Genomic DNA, 16395 nt, shown 5'->3' with positions numbered 1-16395 from the left:
GCACGTCAGACGGTGTCCACCTCCGCGTGCGGAAGGCCGCCGGAGAGTTTGGGGTACCCCGGGCCGCGGTCGAAGAAGGCGGCGGGACGCGTCTCGCGCAGCCGCTCCCGCAGGCGCTCGGTCGCCTCCTTGTCCACGACGACCTCGTCGACGGCTCCGGCCTCGTGTGACACGGACAGCACGACGCCGTAGTCCTCGCGCGCGCCCTCGGACGACACCTTCCCGTCGCGGACGTCGGCGGCCACCCTCTCCGCCGGCCGGTCGTAAGGCGAGCCCCAGCCGCCTCCGCCGGTCGTGCGGATGCGGATGACCTGCCCGGCGCGTACGGGGAAGTCGTCGACCAGGCCCTCCATCTCCACGCCGTCCACCGTGACCTGGAAGGGACGGCCCGCACGGCCGCCGTTGACGCCCCAGCACGACAGGATCGAGCGGTCGGCGATCGACATGAAGGAGGCGTCCCGCAGCATGCGGATGTGCTTGTCGTAGCCGAGGCCGCCACGGAACTCCCCCGGCCCGCCGCTGTCCACGGCCAGGCCCAGCCGCTCGACCCGGAACGGCCAGCGTGCCTCGGCGAACTCCACCGGGATGTTGCGGCTGTCGGGCACCACGTGGATGGTGTCCTCCCCGTCGGCGTACCAGCGCCCGCCCGAGCCGCCGCCGAGCACCTCGCGCATGAGGTAGGGCCCGTCGTCCGACTCGCCGTACACGCCGGTGTAGCGGATGGTCTCCTGGTCGGCGGGCATGCGGCCGCCGGTCGCCTTGGCGAGCACGCCCGCCAGCACGCCGAGCAGGCGCAGGATCACGAACGTACGGGCGTTGGTGGGAGCGGGGAAGATCGGCGTCAGCAGGGTGCCCTTCTCCGGGAAGACCATCCTGATCAGCGGCACGACGCCCTCGTTGACGTCGAGCTCGGCCATCCGCTCGGGCGTGTCGGCGAGGTTGCGCAGGATCGGCGCCAGCCACTTCTTCAGGAAGACGCCGTCGGCGTAGTCTCCGGCGTGGTTGATCGGTCCCTTGGCCTGAGGCGAGGTGCCGGTGAAGTCGATGGTCAGCGGGGCGTCCGCCGCGTGGTCGACGGTGAGAGTGATCCGCTGGGTGTGCAGGCGCGGCTCGTCCACGCCGTCGTGCTCGGCGTAGTCCTCCCAGATGTGCACACCCTCGGGGATCTTCGCGAGCAGCTCGCGGCGGAACGTCTCGGTCGTCTTGTCGATGATCGCGTCGAAGCACGCCTCGACCGCCTCCCGGCCGTACCGGTCGAACAGCTCGCCGAGCCGCCGGGCGCCCATGAGGCAGGCCGAGCACTCCGCGTCGAGGTCCCCCGCCAGCGAATCGGGCATCCGGGAGTTGCGCGTCATGATGGTGAGCGCGGCGCGGTTGGGCACGCCCTGATCCCAGAGCTTGATGGGCGGGACCATCAGGCCCTCCTCGAACGCGCTGCGCGCGTGCGACGGCATCGATCCCGGCACCGCGCCGCCGATGTCGTCGTGGTGGCCGAACGCCTGGACGAACGCGACGACGTCGCCCCCGTGGAAGACCGGCACCGTCACGCACAGGTCGGGCAGGTGGCCGATGCCGCCCTCCGAGAGGTAGACGTCGTTGTGGAAGAAGACGTCGCCGGGCCGCATGGTGCCGATCGGGAAGTCGCGGACGATCGGCTGCACCAGCGCCGAATAAGAGCGCCCGGTCAGCTTGCGCAGCCGCGCGTCGTGGATGCCCGCGCGGAAGTCGTGGGCGTCGCGGATCATCGGCGAGCGGGCGGTGCGGGCGATCGCGGTCTCCACCTCCATCTCCACGGAGGCGAGCGTGCCCTCCACGATCTCCACGAGCACGGGGTCGACGTTCCTATCGGTCATCGCTCACCACCACGAGGTTGCCGTAGTCGTCCATGGTCGCCGTGAAGCCGGGGTGCACCGGCAGGGTCGAGCCGTACTCCTCGATCACGGCCGGGCCGCGCATCGCGGCTCCCGCGCCGAGGTCGGCCCGGCGGTAGATCACGGTCCGGCCCCACTGGTCGTAGTACACGTCGCGGGTCGCGACCGGGCTCGGCTCGTCCTCCTGACGGGGCCTGCGCGCGATCTTCGGCCGGTTGATCGGGCCGATGCCGGACACCCGGAGGTTGACCCACTCGACGGCGTGGCGGGGGTCGTCGCGGTAGCCGTACCCGTAGAGCCTCTCGTGCTCGGCGTGGAACCGCTCGGCGATCACGGCGAGCCACGCCTCGTCCACCGGGCCGTCGGGGGCCGGCACCCGCACCTCGTACGCCTGGCCGTAGTAACGCAGGTCGGCGCTGCGCGCGTACACGTGCTCGGCGAATCCCTCGCGGTCGAGCGCGGCCGCCGCCTGGGCCTCCAGGTCGGCGAGGATCTCGCTGAGCGCATCCGGGGAGGGGTCGCGGGCGACGTGCGTGCGCACGTAGTCGTTCTTCACGTCGACCGTGAGCAGGCCGAACGCGGACACGTTCCCGGGGTCGGGCGGGATGATCGCGGCCCGCAGCCCGAGGATGTCGATGAGGCGGCAGGCCAGCAGCGGTCCGGAGCCGCCGAATGCGACCATCGGGAAGTCCCGCACGTCGAGGCCGCGCTGGACCGTGATCTGCCTGATCGCGTTCGACTGGTTGAACGCGCTGATCTCCAGGATGCCGGTGGCGCAGCGTTCCGCGGTCAGCCCCAGACGGCCCGCCAGCGCCTCGACGCCCGCCCGCGCGGCGGCGACGTCGAGGGGGATCTCGCCGCCGAGCAGATGCGGGGGCACCCGCCCGAGGAAGACGTGCGCGTCGGTCACCGTCACCTCGGTGCCGCCCCTGCCGTAGCAGATCGGCCCGGGGTCCGCGCCCGCCGACCTCGGGCCGACCTTCAGCGTCCCCTCGGGGGAGATCCAGGCGATGGATCCGCCGCCCGCCCCGACCGTGACGATGTCGATCATCGGGATCTTGCACGGGTAGCGGCCGATGCTGCCCTCGGTCGTCAGCGACGGCTCTCCGTCCACCACGACGGCCACGTCGGTCGAGGTGCCGCCGCCGTCGAGGGTGATGGCGCTCGGGTGCCCGGCGGTCCCCGCGATCAGCGCCGCGCCGAGCGCCCCCGCGGCCGGGCCGGACAGCACGGTCGTGATCGGCTGGTGCACCACCTCGGCCGCCGACAGCACGCCGCCGTTGCTCTTCATGACGGAGAACGGCCGGCCGAGCCGCTCCGACAGGTTCTCGATATACCGCCGCATGATCGGCTTGACCGCCGCGTCCACCAGGGTGGTCACCGACCGCTCGTACTCCCGGTACTCCCGCAGCACGTCGCTCGACAGCGACACGACCGCCTCGGGGTGCTCGCGCTCCAGCACCTCGCGCATCCGCCGTTCGTGCCCGGGGTCGGCGTAGGAGTGCAGGAAGCACACCCCGATCGCGGTGACGCCCCGCTCCCTGAACCACCGCGCGACGTCCGCGGCCTGCTCCTCGTCGAACGGCCGGACCTCACGGCCGAGGTGGTCGAGCCGTCCCCCGACGGTCCGCACCCGGTGGACGGGCACGATCCGCGGCGGCTTGACCCAGAAGTAGGAGTTGCCGTACCCGTCCGGCACGCTCTGCCGGGCGATCTCCAGGACGAACTCGAAGCCCTCCGTGGTGACGAAGCCCAGGTGAGACGTGCCGTCCGGGCGGTCCTCCAGCAACTGGTTGGTGGCGACGGTGGTGCCGTGGACGAGGGCGGACACGGCATCGAGGGCGCGGGACCCCGCGTGGGCCTCGAGCACCTTGTGAACGCCTGCCATGAACCCGTCGGCCGGGTTGGCAGGAGTCGAGGGAGTCTTGGTCGTGACGATCTGGCCGGACTCCTCGTCGACGAGCACGACGTCGGTGAAGGTGCCGCCTGTGTCGACCCCGATGCGGACGCTGGACATGCTCCGTGTCTACCGATCGCCGCCGATCGGAAGAACCGGCGCACTCTGCCGAAGAATCGCCGTCCTGTCGTCAGACCCTGCCCGGACGAGTGACTTACACCGCGCAGGTGCCGTCGTCACAGTCCTCCCCGGCCGGCACGCGTACGGCCCTCTCCTCGGCCGTACGCGCCTCGACCTCCCGCAGGGCGGCCACGAGCGTCTCGACGGGCTGCGCGCCCGAGACGGCGAACTTCTCCTCGAACAGGAACAGCGGGACGGCGCGGACGCCGAGCGCACGGGCGCGGGCCAGCTCCGCGCGCACCTCGTCCGCCCCCTCGCCCGTGTCCTCGACTCCCGCCTCGGCGGCCAGGGCGGCCAGCGTGGCGGGGTCGCCGACGTCGAGGCCGTCGGTGAAGTGCGCCCGGAAGAGCCGGTCGGCCATGTCCGCGTCGCGCCCCGCGCGGCCGGCCAGCCGGATCAGCCGGTGCGCCTCGAACGTGTTGGCGGCGACTGCCCGGTCGAAATGGAGCTCCAGCCCGTCCTGCGCCGCCACGCCCGTGACGTGGCCGGTCATCTGCGCCACCCGGGCGGCGCCGCCGAACTTGCGCTCCAGCGCGCGCAGCAGCGGCTCACCGCCGGAGACTCCGTCCGGGTCGAGCTGGAACGGACGATGGGCGACCTCGACGTCCCCCTCGTAGAGGCGCACGGCCTCCCGGAGACGGTGGTGACCGATGTAGCACCAGGGACACACGACATCGGAGAAGATCTCGACTTTCACGACATGTCCCAACCAGCGCCTCCGGCGGCCGATTCCCCGCCGGAGGCGTTTCCCGGGAGTGGCAGGGGCGGCCACAGCCTCACGTCAACCGGCTGGGCAAGGCATTTCCCGGCCCGCACCAGGACCGGGGGCAGGCCCGCGCCGGCCGGTTGCGGCGGGACCGGTGCGTCTAGTTCGCTGTGGCACATGTCACCCCGCGGGAAACTCCTTGTCGCCCTGCTCTCGGCCGTTCTGGTCGCGTCGTGCGCCGGACCCGGAGAGGGGCGCCGGACGGTGCACGCGTCGTCGGACACCCCTCGGCCGCAGTCGCCGGCCCGGCGTACGCCGACACCCGGACAGTCGGCCGCCCGGCCGGCGTCCCCGTTCCTGCCCGCCCCCACCATGGCGGGACCGTGGCGGCCGGTGCGCGTCCTGCCGGCGGCGGAACCTCTGACGCTCACCGGCGTGGCGATACGAGCGGACGGGAGCGCCTGGGCCGTCGGCGCCGGCGCCGTCAACGAGGCCTGGGTGGGACGGTTCACCGTGCGCGGCTGGAAGCGGGTGCCCCTGACCGGCGTGGAGGGCGCTGGGCGCGCCGTGGTGGTGGACCAGGGGGATCACCTGTGGGTCTTCACCGGCGCCCCCGACTACGCGCCGGACATGTCCCGATCCTCTGCCGCGCGGTGGGACGGCCGATCCTGGCGGGTCACCGATCTCGGCGGCGGCCTCGGCATCACCCGGGCACGGGCGATCGGCCCGGAGGTGTGGTTCCTGGCGCGGAAGGGCGACGTCGGCCAGACGAGCGCCACCGTCGTCAAGCGCCGGCGGCCCGACGGCCGCTGGACGGACACGCACATGCCGATCTGGGCCGAGTCGATCGACGGGCGCACCCCCTCTGACGTGTGGGCGGTGGGCCGGGACACGGCCACCCGTCAGCCCGCCGCGGCGAGGTGGAACGGCCGCGCCTGGACCAGTGTGGCCCTTCCACGCCTGCCGTTGGTGGAGGGGTTGAGCGCGTTCTTCTGGGACGTCCTCGCACGCGGCACGAGGGACGTGTGGGCGGTCGGGGGCGTCTTCAACGACACCGGCGACGAGGAGTTCGCACAATGGCTGATCGGCCACTGGAACGGCCGCGAGTGGTCCATGGACGTCATCCGCGACGAGGAGCTCGACGGGACCGGTCTCACCGAGATCGTGGACGACGGGAGGCACGGCGCGTGGATCGAGGCGCAGTGGGGCAGCCGGCTCCTCCACATGGACCGGCACGGCCGCATCAGCCTGCGCCAGCGCCTGGAGGACGGCAAGTGCGAGGGAGGTGACGTCACGGCCCTGGCCTCCCGGCCCGGGACGCCGGCGCTGTGGGCGGTCGGGACCCGTTCCTCCTGCAAGGCCGGCGGGGTTCGCAGAGCGACCGTCTACCGCGCCGCCGCCTGATCCGCCCGGCCCGCCCGCGGCGTACGCCGGGGCCCCCGGTCTTGCGGCCAGTGGACTCGCAGCCGTATATTCGTAGACGAATAAGCGAGCAGGAGGGTGATCGTCGATGGCGAAGCGGCGCAAGGTGGCGAACCTGCTGGCGTTGGCGGTGCTCTCCGCGCTCGCGCATCGGCCGATGCATCCCTACGAGATGGCGGCGGCCCTGCGCGGCTGGAACAAAGAGCACGACATGGGGATCAAGTGGGGGTCTCTCTACACGGTCGTCGGCAACCTGGCCAAGCATGGGCTGATCCAGGAACTGGAGAGCGGTCGCCAGGGGCGCCGCCCGGAGCGGACCGTCTACCGGATCACCGAGGCGGGCCGGGAGGAGCTGGTCGACTGGACCCGGGAGCTGCTCCGCGTCCCCCACACGGAGTTCCCGTGGTTTCGCGCCGGCCTGTCGGTCATGGCGGTGCTCCCCCCGGACGACGTGGCCGGGCTGCTCACCGACCGGCTCGCGGCGATCAGGAAGGGGATCGCCGGGCTGGAGGAGCTCTACGAACGTGACCGCGCGCAGGTGCCGCGTCTTTTCCTCATCGAGACGGAGTACGACCTGGCGATACTCAAGGCGGAAGAGGGCTGGATCGGCGCCCTGCTCGACGAGCTGACCGCGGGCACCTTCCCCGGCCTGCCGGAGTGGCGGGCCTTCCACGAGGCCGGCGGACTGCCGGCCGAGATGAAGGAACTCGCGGAAAAGAACATCACCGACATTTAGCCCTGGTGGCGGTGCTGCAACACCGCCACCAGGAGAACCTTCGAACCGGCATGCGGTGGCCCGAAGATGCAACGAATCGAGAATAACGGGTCTCCTCCCATGACGGTTCGGCGAGCACGTCAATCGACAGGAGGAGAAATGAAGAACGTCGCGATCATCGGCGGCGGCATCGCCGGCCCGGTCACCGCGCTGGCGCTGCGCAAGGCGGGCATCGACGCCACCATCTACGAGGCGTACCCGACCAGCGCCGACGGCGTCGGCGGATCGCTCGTCCTCGCCCCCAACGGCATGGCGGCGCTGGAAATCGTCGGTGCGGCCGACGCGGTGCGGGCGGCCGGGCAGCCCGGCACCCGCTCGGTGATGACGCTCGGCAGTCGCACACGCCTGGAGCTGCCCAGGCTGTCCCAGGTCGGACCGCTGCACATGGTCCGGCGCGCCGACCTCTACCGGGCGCTGCACGACGAGGCCGTGAAGCAGGGCGTCAACGTCGAGTACGGCAGACGGCTCACCGGGGTCGAGGGCAGCACCACGGCGGTCTTCGAGGACGGCAGCCGGGCCCGGTTCGACGTCCTGGTCGGCGCCGACGGCGTCCACTCCACCGTTCGCCGGCTCATCGATCCGGACGCGCCCGGCCCGAAGTGGACCGGGATGCTCGGCCTGGAAGGCGTGTCCTCATATGAGGTGCCCGAAGACCCGGAGACGATGGTCTTCGCCTTCGGCAGGCGCGGCTACTACCTCTACTGGCTCAACGCGGCAGGCGGCAGCACCTGGGGCGTCAACCTGCCCTACCACCGCCCCCTGTCCCTCACCCAGGCCCGCGAGGTGCCGCGCGAGGAGTGGATGCGCATCCTGCGTGAGACGTACGGCGAGGACGTGCCCGGCGGTGAACTGCTCCGTCGCACCCCGGTGACGTCGATGCAGGTGACGGGGGCCCTCTACATCATGCCCAGCGTCCCGCACTGGTATCGGGATCGGATGGTCCTGGTCGGCGACGCCGTCCACGCGCCGTCGAACAGTTCGGGACAGGGCGCGTCGCTCTCGATCGAGAGCGCCGTCGAGCTCGCCCGCTGCCTGCGGGACATCGAGGACGTACCGCGGGCGTTCGCCACGTACGAGCGGCTCCGCCGCACCCGGGTGGAGAAGGTGGCGGCACGCACCTACAAGATCAACAGCGCCAAGACGCCGGGTCCGGTCATGCAGAAGCTGATGCCGCTTCTCATGCCGCTGATGTTGAAGACGTTCCTGAATCCGGACAAGACCGTGGGCCCGGAGCAGCGCTACCGCATCGACTGGGACACACCCGTCGGCGCCCTCTCCTAGGAATCCGCAGCCGGCAGCCGGACCACGGACAGGCCGGTTCCGCCGCGGCGGAACCGGCCTGTCCGTGAAGTCACGGGACGTCGGTGGTCGCGACGCCCTGCCCTACCCGCGGCGGCACGTGTCCCACCTGCGCGGGCCTGCCCTGCCCGGGGCGGCACGCGTCCTGCCCGCGGCGGCGTCTGTCCTACCTGCGGCGGCCTTGGCGGCCGAGGAGCCAGCCGATGACGGCGCTGCCGAGCGCCACCCCGGCGCCGGCGCCGAACGCCGCGAGCATCGTCCAGGGCGGCACACCCTGGCGGGGCGCGGCCGGGACCTCTCGCGTGAACACCCGCGGCGCGGCCTCCCCGGTCACGGCCGCCGCCGCCACCGCCGCACGCTCGTCGCCGGCCGCCGCCACCGGCGTGACCTCGGCGACGACGGTTTCCACGGATCCGGCGGGGACGGACAGCAGGTGCCGCTCGACGGCGGAGAAGAACTCCCCCGCGGTCTTCTTGGCGACCGAGGCGAGCATCCGCTGCCCCACGCCGCCGATCATGCCGCCGACGACGGCCTCGGCGTCGTAGTCGATCCGGGTGCCGCCTCCGGCGTCGCCGAGCCGTACGACCACGGTCGCCTCGACCGTGCCGGGAGCGCCCTGGCCGCGTGCGCCGAGCGTGAACCGGTCCGGCTCCTCCTGGTCGCGCAGCGCCACCTCGCCCTGGTAGACGCCCTTGATCGAGGCGACCCCCGCGGTCACCGTCATCGCGTACACGTTCTCGCCGATCGTCTCCAGGCGCTCGCAGCCGGGGATCGTCCGAACCAGGACGCCGGGGTCCTGGAGGGCGTCCCAGACCCGCTTGCGCTCCGCCGCGACCAGCGCGCTGCCTGAGACCTTCATGGGCCACCTCCGATGCCGAGCACCCTAGAGAATCACCCGTACGGCGAGAACGGCAAGATCTGCCCCGGCACGGCGCCGCGGTCGTGCAGAGTTCACATGCCCCGGAGGCACGGCCGGCTACCGGAGCCATGACGACAGCGCCTCGCCGGCCCGCCGCGCTCCAGCCCTCACCGATTCGCCGCCGCTTGCAAATTGGTCGGCCAAGTTGTATCACTAGGACATTGGCCGACCAAGTTTGCTGACCAAGTTGGTGGGCCATCCATGGAGGAAAGGACACGACCATGCCGTTGGGCATCCGGCTGTCCCCTCTGAACGGCGCCCAGGGACTGGTCGAGGAGGACGCGCACGAGCTCTACCCCGCGCTTGTGTCCGCGCTCGCCGACCTCGACCTGGTCTACCTGCACCTCGTGGCGACCGGCGGCGACGAGCTCAACGCGCGGATCCGCGGCCTGTGGCCGAACGCCCTGATCGTCAACGACCCCGAGGCGATCGACCCCGCGTCCGCCACGGAGAGACTGCTGGACTGGGGCGCCGACCTGGTCGCGCTGGGCAGGGCCTTCCTGGCCAACCCCGACCTGCCCCTGCGTCTGCGCGTCGGCGCGCCGCTGAACGAGGCCGACATGAGCACCGCGTTCGGCGGCGACCACCGCGGCTACACCGACTACCCCACGCTGGCACTCCACCCGGCCGCCGCGTAGGTGTGCCTCAGGCGCGGACGCGGGTGAACAGCCGGCCCCCGAGGTCGGCCCCCACGACCGCACCGCTGTCGTCCCTGGTGAAGAAGCCGCGCCGGCCGTCCCGGCGACTTGTACGGCCCACTCCCACCCGCCCGATCGGGAGGCCCGTACACCCATCCACCGATCCGGCCTTCGCGCCGTCAACCGCGCGGCGTACGGGTGAATCAGCCGCGCGGCGGACGCGGCACTTGTCATCGTTCGTCCATTCTTGATCCCGTGCCTCCCCAGGAGGCGCTCCCGGCGGGACGGGACCCCTGTCCCTGGTGACCGGGACGGTCCGACCGCAATCGTCGGTACTGCAAGCAACGGGGATCCGGCACCGCGAACCGGGGTCCGGGCGGCGCACCGCCCGGCTGTGACGAAGATCGCACCTCGCGGAGCCCTAATGCTCTACAGCTTGTAGTACTACTGGTTATAGAACTACGGGCTGTAGAGCTCCGGCATGAGGGAGACATGGACGCGCTTGACCTGGCACGGTGGCAGTTCGGGGTGACCACCGTGTACCACTTTCTCTTCGTACCTCTGACGATCGGGCTGGGCGTCTACGTCGCCGGGCTCCAGACCGCCTGGCACCTGACGGGCAAGGAGCACTACCTCAGGCTCACGAAGTTCTTCGGCAAGCTCTTTTTGATCAACTTCGCGATGGGCGTGGTCACCGGCATCGTCCAGGAGTTCCAGTTCGGGATGAACTGGAGCGAGTACTCGACCTTCGTCGGCGACGTGTTCGGCGCGCCGCTGGCGCTGGAGGCGCTGCTCGCGTTCTTCCTGGAGTCGACGTTCCTCGGCCTGTGGATCTTCGGCTGGGACCGGCTGCCCAAGCGGATCCATCTCGCCTGTCTGTGGGCGGCCGTCATCGGCTCCAACCTGTCGGCGTACTTCATCCTCGCCGCCAACGCGTGGATGAAGCACCCGGTCGGCTACGAGGTCGTGGACGGCAGGGCCAGGATGACCGACCTGTGGGCGGTGCTGACCAACTCGACGGCCCTCGCCCAGGTGCCGCACGTCGTCGCCGCCTCGTTCGTCGTGGCGGGCGGGTTCGTCATCGCCGTCGCGGGCTACCGCATCCTGCGTGAGCGCGGGCTCGGCCTGCGGCCCGAGCGGTCTCGGCAGAACGGCCGCCCGGCCCGTACGGCCGCCGGGGACGCCACCACGCCGATGCGCCGCCTCCCGGACATGTGGCGGACCAGCCTGCGCGCCGCGCTCGTCATGACGGCGATCGCGGGGGCAGTCGTCGCCGGCAGCGGCGATCTGTCCGGCCAGTTGCTGCGCGAGCAGCAGCCGATGAAGCTCGCCGCGGCGGAGGGCCTGCGCCACGACACCGCCGGAGCGCCGTTCTCGATCGTGCCCGGCGTCGAGGTGCCCGGCCTGCTCAGCCTGCTCGCCGCGCACGATCCCGGCGCGACGGTCCAGGGCGTCGACGACATCCAGGCGCGGTACGAGAAGACCTTCGGACCGGCCGACTACACCCCGAACCTGCCGGTCGTCTTCTGGTCGTTCCGCGTGATGATCGGCTTCGGCATGGCCACGGTCGGCCTGTCCGCGCTCGGCCTGTGGCTGACCCGGCGGCCCCGGCGGCGGCACGGCGGCACGGCGAAGCCGGTGCCCGGCTGGTTCGCCCGCCTGTGCGTGCTGGCGCTCCCGCTGCCCGCCGTCGCGATCATCTCGGGGTGGCTGCTCAGCGAGATCGGCCGCCAGCCGTGGACCGTCCAGGGCGAGCTCATGACGGCCGCCAGCGTGTCGCCCGGCGTCTCGCTCGGCGAGGTCGCGATCACACTGGCGATCTTCACGGTCCTGTACGGCGTGCTGGCGGTGGCCGAGGGCGTGCTGCTGGTGCGGCACGTCAAGGCGGGTCCGGAGCTGCCGCCGGTCGAGAACGTGCCCGCCGGCACCGTTCCCGCCCGCCCCGACGAGGCGCGGCTCACGCCGACGCTCATGTACTGAGGAGCCACGAGATGACGACCTTCTGGTTCATCGTGATCGCGTTCCTCTGGACGGGTTACTTCGTCCTGGAGGGATTCGACTTCGGCGTGGGCGCGCTGCTGCCGCTGCTGTCGCGCTCGGAGGCCGACCGCAGGCAGGTGCTGGCCACCATCGGGCCGGTCTGGGACGGCAACGAGGTGTGGCTGATCACCGCGATCGGAGCCATGTTCGCCGCCTTCCCGGCCTGGTACTCCGGCCTGCTCAGCGGCTTCTACCTGGCGGTCTTCCTCGTCATCGCCGGCCTGGTCGTACGCGGCGTGGGCCTGGAGTGGCGGGGCAAGGTCCACTCCCGGCGCGAGATCGCGCTGTGCGACGCCGGGATCGTCACCGGCAGCGTGCTCCCGGCGTTCCTGTGGGGCGCGATCTTCGGCAACCTGCTGTTCGGCACGGCGCTGGCGACCGTGCTCGGCGGGGCCCTGTCGCTGTCGGTGGCCGTGCTGCACGGCGCGGTGTTCGTGGCGCTCAAGACGACCGGCGGGGTCCGGGCCCGCGCCCGCCGCGCCGCGCTTCTCGCGGCCGTCGGGGCGGTGCCGGTGGCGATCGCCACGCTGCCGTCCGTGCCCGGCAAGGGGCCGATGTGGACGCTGGGCACGGCCCTGCTCGCCGCCGCGGCGCTGGCGGCCGGGGTGACGCTGGTGTGGGGCCGCCGGGAGGGCTGGGCCTTCACCGCGACCGCGACCGCGATCGCCGCGACGACCGCCACCGTCTTCGGCGTGCTGTGGACCGCTCCCCTGCCCGGGCTCACTCTGGCCGAGGCGGCCTCGGCGCCGTACACGCTGACCGTCCTCACCTGGATCGGCCTGATCGCCCTGCCCGGCGTCATCGCCTACCAGGCCTGGACCTACTGGGTCTTCCGCAAGCGCCTCACCGCCGAAGTGTCCTGACTCAGGAACGGGACGTGTACTCCGGCGCTCCGGCGGTGGTCACCGTTCCAGGCGCAGGTGGTGGAGGTCGGAGGGGGAGACGGGCATCCGGGCGATCGTGATGCCCTCGGCGTCCTCGACCGCGGAGGCGATGACGGCCGAGACGGGGATGACCCCGGCCTCCCCCGCGCCCTTGATCCCCAGCGGGTTCAGCGGTGAGGGCGTCTCCAGGTGGGCCGTCTCGATGCGCGGCACCTCCGTGGCGTACGGCATCAGGAAGTCCATGAACGAGGCGTTCAGCAACTGGCCGTGCTCGTCGTAGACCATCTTCTCGTACAGCGCCCCGCCGACGCCCTGGGCGACCCCGCCGTGGATCTGCCCCTCGACGATCATCGGATTGATCAGCTTGCCGCAGTCGTGGACGACGGCGTAACGCAGGATCCTGATCTCCGCGGTGTCGGGGTCGGTCTCCACGATCGCCGCGTGCATGCCGGCGGCGAAGGTGGACCTGACCGGCGAGTAGTAGTCCCGGCCCTCCAGACCCGGCTCCTCCCCCTCCGCCACCGGCGGCCGGTCGTCCGAGGCGGGCCCGGCGAACTGCGTGGCCCGTTTGGCCTCCTCGTCGAAGGCGTACCGCAGCGGGTTGGACAGCACGGCGACGGTCGCCAGCGGGATCGACGCCGACGGCACGCCGGCGACGTGGACCATCCCGTCGCTGATCTCCAAATCGCGCGGGTCGGCCTCCAGCGCCTCCGCCGCGATACGCAGCGCCTTCTCCCTGACCTTCCGGCAGGCGAGCGCGATCGCGTTGCCGCTCATCACGGCCGCCCGTGAGGCGAAGGTGCCCACGGCGTACCCGAAGCGCCGGGTGTCGCCGGTGACGACCGACACCTTCTCGATAGGCACGCCGAGCTCGGTGGCCGCGATCTGCGCGAACACGGTCTCGTGCCCCTGTCCCTGGGAGGTCAGGCCGGTCGAGACGTGCACCCGGCCGTCGGAGGTGACCTGCACGTGCCCGCCCTCGTAGGGGCCGACGCCGGTGCCCTCGACGTAGCAGCCGACGCCGATGCCGATCCTGCGTCCCTCATCCGCCGCGCGGGCCTTCGCCTCCGGGAAGGAGTCCCAGCCGATCAGCTCCTTGAGCATGCGCAGCGCCTCGGGGTAGTCGCCGCTGTCGTAGATCAGCGGGCGCCCGTCCTGGAACGTCATGCCCTGGTCATAGGGGAACTCGTGCGGCTGGATGAAGTTGGCCGCGCGGACCGCGGTGCGGTCCCTGCCGAGGTGGGCGGCGATGCGGTCCATCGTCCGCTCCATGCAGAACACGCCCTGCGGGCGGCCCGCGCCCCGGTAGGGCGTGACCTGCACCGTGTTGGTGTAGATCGAGGAGAACTCGACCCGGTAGGCCCCCACCTTGTACGGCCCGAGCAGCTGCGTCGAGGTGATGATCGGCACGATGATCCCGTACGGCGTGTAGGCGCCGTGGTCGTGCAGGATCTCGACCTCGAGGCCGAGCACGCGCCCCTCGTCGTCGAACCCGACCCGCACGTGCTGGACCTGGCCGCGCTCGTGTGACGAGGAGACGAAGTGCTCGCGCCGGTCCTCGGTCCACTTCACCTCGCGGTTCAGCAGCCGGGCCGCCCACGGGACGAGGACCTCCTCGGGCCACGGATGCACGATCTTGACGCCGAACCCGCCGCCGACGTCGGGCGCGATGACCTCCACCTTGGGCAGCGGCAGCCCGAGCTTGGCCGCGATCGCCATCCGCACGCTCGTGGACGTCTGCGTGGAGGAGTAGACCCGCAGCGACCCGTCGTCGGCGTCCCAGCGGGCGTACACGCCCTTCCCCTCCAGGGGCGTGCACGCGCTGCGCTCGACGTCGAGGCGGAACTCCAGCGTGTGCGGGGCGGCGCCGATCGCCTCCCGCGCGGTCACGCCGCCCGGTCCCGGCACCTCCTGGACGAGGTGCGCGCCGACGTTGCCAGGCACGTCCTCGTGCACGAGATGAACGCCGCGCACGGCCTCCTCGATGCCGACGACGGGCTTGAGGATCTCGTAGTCGACCCGGATCAGGGCACAGGCGTCCTCGGCGAGGTAGCGGTCGCGGGCGACGACCATCACGACCGGCTCGCCGACGTGCCGGACGATCTCCCGGGCCAGCGGGTACGCCGTGCGGCCGTGGGTGAGCGCGGGGTGCGGGATCAGCAGCGGCAGCGGCTCGGCCAGCGCGCCCGGCAGGTCCTCCCACGTGTAGATCGCGACGAGGCCCTCGACGTCGAGGGCGGCCGACACGTCGATGTCGAGGATCCGCGCGTGGGCGTGCGGCGACCTGACGAAGGCGGCGGCCAGCGCGCCTCCGCCCAGGTCGTCGAGGTAGCGCCCCTGGCCGGTGATCAGCCGGGCGTCCTCGCGCCGCCGGACCGGCTCGCCGAACAACCTGGTCGTCACCGGTCCTCCTCCGCCTGGATCTCCGCTGCCCGGTGGACCGCCTTGAGGATGTTCTGGTAGCCGGTGCACCGGCACAGGTTGCCCGCCACGGCCTCCAGCGCCTCCTCCTCGGTCGGTGCGGGGTTGTCCCGCAGGAACGCGGTGACCGTGCACAGGAACCCCGGCGTGCAGAACCCGCACTGCAGGGCGTGGCACTCGGTGAAGGCCCGCTGGACCGGCGACAGCTCGCCGTCGCGCGCCAGCCCCTCCACCGTCGTGATCTCGTGGCCGTCCACCGTCACGGCGAACGTCAGGCACGACCGCACCGGCTCTCCGTCCAGCAGCACCGTGCAGGCGCCGCAGACGCCGTGCTCGCAGCCCACGTGGGTGCCGGTGAGGCCGAGGTCGTGGCGCAGGCAGTCCGACAGCAGCCGCCGCCCGGGCACCGTCGCCTCCCGCACGACCCCGTTGACCGTCAGCCTCACGTGATGGCGTGTCTCGTTCACGATTCCTCCCCGCGGGCCGCGGAGGCGGCGTCCCGCAGCGCCCGTGCGGCGAGCACCCCGGTGAGGTGCCGCCGGTAGTCCGCCGTCGCGTGGATGTCGCCCTCCGGATCGATCCGATCCCGTACGGCTTCCGCCACGGCCTCCCAGCCGGCCGAGGCGGCCGGGCGCGGGCCGCACGCCGCGGTCACGTCCACCACCACCGGGACCGGTCCCACGCTCACGCAGGCGACGCGGGCGGCGGCGATCCGGAGGTCCTCGTCCAGCGTGACGGCGGCGGCCACCCCGGCCACCGCGTAGTCGCCGTGCCGCCGGGCCACCTCGTGGAAGGCCGTGCCCGACCGCCGGGGCAGCGCGGGGAAGAACGCCGACACGGCCAGTTCGCCGGGCCGCAGCGCCGACTCCATCGGGCCGGTGAAGAACTCCGCGGCCGGCACCTCCCGCTCCCCGCCCCGGCTCGCCAGCCGTACGGACCCGCCGAGCAGGGCGAGCACGGCGGGCATCTCGGCGGCGGGGTCGGCGTGCACGAGGCTGCCCACCACAGTGCCGCGGTTGCGGATCACGGGGTGGGCGACCAGCCGCAGCGCCTGCCGCAGCAGCGGCTGCGCGGCGGCGGCCTCCGGCGAGCGCTCCACGGCGGCGTGGCGGGCCAGGGCCCCCACACGTACGCCGGACGGCCCGGCCTCGATCCCGTCCAGGCCGGGCACGCGGTTCACGTCGACGATGTGGGCGGGCGCGGCCAGCCGCATGTTGAGCAGCGGGATCAGGCTCTGGCCGCCCGCCAGCACCTTCCCGTCAGGCCCGGCCTCGGCGAGGACGTCGAGCGCCTCGCTGAGGGTGGCCGGGCCGTGGTAGCCGAACGGAGGCGGCTTCACCGCG

At 72.2% G+C, this 16395-nt stretch carries 13 protein-coding genes; 6 read left to right on the top strand and 7 right to left on the bottom strand.

What is annotated here, in order from left to right; genetic code table 11:
* Positions 1-5 precede the first annotated feature (5 nt).
* The 3 genes from HHX35_RS36605 to HHX35_RS36595 all read right to left on the bottom strand — a co-directional run bounded on the left by HHX35_RS36605 (position 6) and on the right by HHX35_RS36595 (position 4645).
* Entirely contained in the window at positions 6-1853 is a 1848-nt protein-coding gene (locus HHX35_RS36605; protein ID WP_182903191.1) for a hydantoinase B/oxoprolinase family protein, read from the bottom strand.
* Positions 1843-3888: a hydantoinase/oxoprolinase family protein gene (locus HHX35_RS36600; protein WP_182903190.1), complete on the bottom strand. Its 2046-nt coding sequence runs from the start codon at positions 3886-3888 to the stop codon at positions 1843-1845. Before HHX35_RS36600 ends, HHX35_RS36605 begins: the two co-directional genes overlap by 11 nt.
* Positions 3889-3982: 94 nt before the next feature.
* Entirely contained in the window at positions 3983-4645 is a 663-nt protein-coding gene (locus tag HHX35_RS36595) for a DsbA family protein (protein WP_182903189.1), read from the bottom strand.
* 444 nt (positions 4646-5089) lie between these two features.
* On the opposite strand from HHX35_RS36595, the gene HHX35_RS36590 reads away from it, so the two are divergent.
* The 3 genes from HHX35_RS36590 to HHX35_RS36580 all read left to right on the top strand — a co-directional run bounded on the left by HHX35_RS36590 (position 5090) and on the right by HHX35_RS36580 (position 8132).
* A complete protein-coding gene (locus HHX35_RS36590; RefSeq protein WP_182903188.1) occupies positions 5090-6058 on the top strand; it encodes a hypothetical protein in 969 nt (322 codons plus the stop codon).
* A gap of 106 nt (positions 6059-6164) precedes the next feature.
* Positions 6165-6812, top strand: coding sequence for a PadR family transcriptional regulator (locus HHX35_RS36585; RefSeq protein ID WP_182903187.1), 648 nt, complete (start codon positions 6165-6167; stop codon positions 6810-6812).
* A 138-nt stretch (positions 6813-6950) separates the two neighbouring features.
* Complete coding sequence (locus HHX35_RS36580) at positions 6951-8132, top strand: NAD(P)/FAD-dependent oxidoreductase (RefSeq protein ID WP_182903186.1); 1182 nt, start codon at positions 6951-6953, stop codon at positions 8130-8132.
* A gap of 184 nt (positions 8133-8316) precedes the next feature.
* Here HHX35_RS36580 and HHX35_RS36575 read toward each other — a convergent pair whose 3' ends face one another.
* On the bottom strand, positions 8317-9009 hold the full coding sequence (locus HHX35_RS36575) for a carbon monoxide dehydrogenase subunit G (protein ID WP_182903185.1): 693 nt from the start codon (positions 9007-9009) through the stop codon (positions 8317-8319).
* A gap of 281 nt (positions 9010-9290) precedes the next feature.
* On the opposite strand from HHX35_RS36575, the gene HHX35_RS36570 reads away from it, so the two are divergent.
* From HHX35_RS36570 to cydB, 3 genes are all read left to right on the top strand, one after another.
* The gene (locus HHX35_RS36570) at positions 9291-9707 is read left to right on the top strand and encodes a hypothetical protein (RefSeq protein WP_182903184.1); all 417 of its coding nucleotides are present in this window, start codon (positions 9291-9293) and stop codon (positions 9705-9707) included.
* A gap of 492 nt (positions 9708-10199) precedes the next feature.
* Positions 10200-11687, top strand: coding sequence for a cytochrome ubiquinol oxidase subunit I (locus HHX35_RS36565; protein ID WP_182903183.1), 1488 nt, complete (start codon positions 10200-10202; stop codon positions 11685-11687).
* An 11-nt stretch (positions 11688-11698) separates the two neighbouring features.
* Positions 11699-12610 carry a cytochrome d ubiquinol oxidase subunit II gene (cydB, locus tag HHX35_RS36560; protein WP_139574745.1) on the top strand — a complete coding sequence of 304 codons (912 nt, stop codon included), beginning with the start codon at positions 11699-11701 and terminating at the stop codon, positions 12608-12610.
* Between the two features lie 39 nt (positions 12611-12649).
* Here the strand turns inward: cydB and cutA are convergent, their stop codons facing one another.
* Genes cutA through HHX35_RS44885 form a run of 3 tightly spaced genes read right to left on the bottom strand, consistent with a single transcriptional unit; the run spans position 12650 to position 16391 of the window.
* Positions 12650-15034, bottom strand: a complete 2385-nt coding sequence (gene cutA / locus HHX35_RS36555; RefSeq protein ID WP_182903182.1) for an aerobic carbon-monoxide dehydrogenase large subunit — start codon at positions 15032-15034, stop codon at positions 12650-12652.
* A complete protein-coding gene (locus HHX35_RS36550; RefSeq protein ID WP_182903181.1) occupies positions 15031-15519 on the bottom strand; it encodes a (2Fe-2S)-binding protein in 489 nt (162 codons plus the stop codon). The genes cutA and HHX35_RS36550 overlap by 4 nt, the downstream gene beginning before the upstream one ends.
* On the bottom strand, positions 15516-16391 hold the full coding sequence (locus HHX35_RS44885; protein ID WP_182903180.1) for a xanthine dehydrogenase family protein subunit M: 876 nt from the start codon (positions 16389-16391) through the stop codon (positions 15516-15518). Before HHX35_RS44885 ends, HHX35_RS36550 begins: the two co-directional genes overlap by 4 nt.
* Positions 16392-16395 lie beyond the last annotated feature (4 nt).

It is taken from the genome of Microbispora sp. H10830 (assembly GCF_014161375.1).
In the GTDB taxonomy this organism is placed as follows: domain Bacteria; phylum Actinomycetota; class Actinomycetes; order Streptosporangiales; family Streptosporangiaceae; genus Microbispora; species Microbispora catharanthi.
Note: the sequence above shows the minus strand (reverse complement) of the source record. Positions and strands in the feature narration are given on the sequence as shown.